Genomic DNA, 776 nt, shown 5'->3' on the forward strand with positions numbered 1-776 from the left:
AGGTGGCGATTCTCGATCCCGATCTGCTCAAAGGGGCGCCGGATCGTGTACTGGCTACCTGCGCCATTGATGCCTTTACCCACCTGTTCGAGGCTTATCTGTCACGCAAGGGCAACCTGTTCAGTCAGCAGAACGCGCTCAACGGGCTGCAACTGTTCATGCAGGCGTGGCCGTACCTCAATCAGGACGACAGCCGCGGCGATGCGGCACGTGAAGCGATGATGATTGCATCATGGCTGGGTGGAGACAGCCTGAGCAGCGCGGGCTGGTGGTGGCGCTCGGAGCAGCGCGGGTTTGGGGGTGATCCACGGTATTGCCGGCGAGCTGGGGGCGATTAAACCGTTCCATCACGGCGAAGTCTGCGGTCGTCTGCTGTTCCCGTTCCTTGATGTACTGGCGGAGAGCGCGCACCCCGAACAGCAGCGGCTGATGGCGGTGCTGGCTGAACGCCTGCTGCCCGATGAAACGGCACCGCCGGCGCTGGCGCTGAAAGCCTGGCTGCAGCAGCAGGCTATCGTGCCGTTCTGGCTGGAGGGACCACCCCTCGCCGCGGAAGAGGTCGACTGGATTGTGGCGCGCGCCAACAGCAAAAACGGCTGGGTCAATTATGATCCCGCCACGCTCACGGAGATGATTACCGCCGCGTGGCGCGTCGTCTGAGCCTTTCGGGCAGCGCAGGCTGCCCGTTGCTTATTCAGCCAGCAAACGGCCCTTCCCCCGCCAGCATCTGCTCAATCACCTGCAGCACGCCTTCCTGGTTATTGGACGGTGCGCCG

Annotated in this window: 1 pseudogene; it reads left to right on the top strand. The window is 63.3% G+C overall.

The annotated features are described in order from the left end of the window. Positions 1-660 (top strand): annotated as a pseudogene (locus F3J37_RS27835) (dehydroquinate synthase/iron-containing alcohol dehydrogenase family protein); the annotation flags it as partial. Between the last annotated feature and the right edge of the window lie 116 nt (positions 661-776).

Origin of the sequence: Candidatus Pantoea communis (assembly GCF_011752685.1) — a bacterium.
In the GTDB taxonomy this organism is placed as follows: domain Bacteria; phylum Pseudomonadota; class Gammaproteobacteria; order Enterobacterales; family Enterobacteriaceae; genus Pantoea; species Pantoea communis.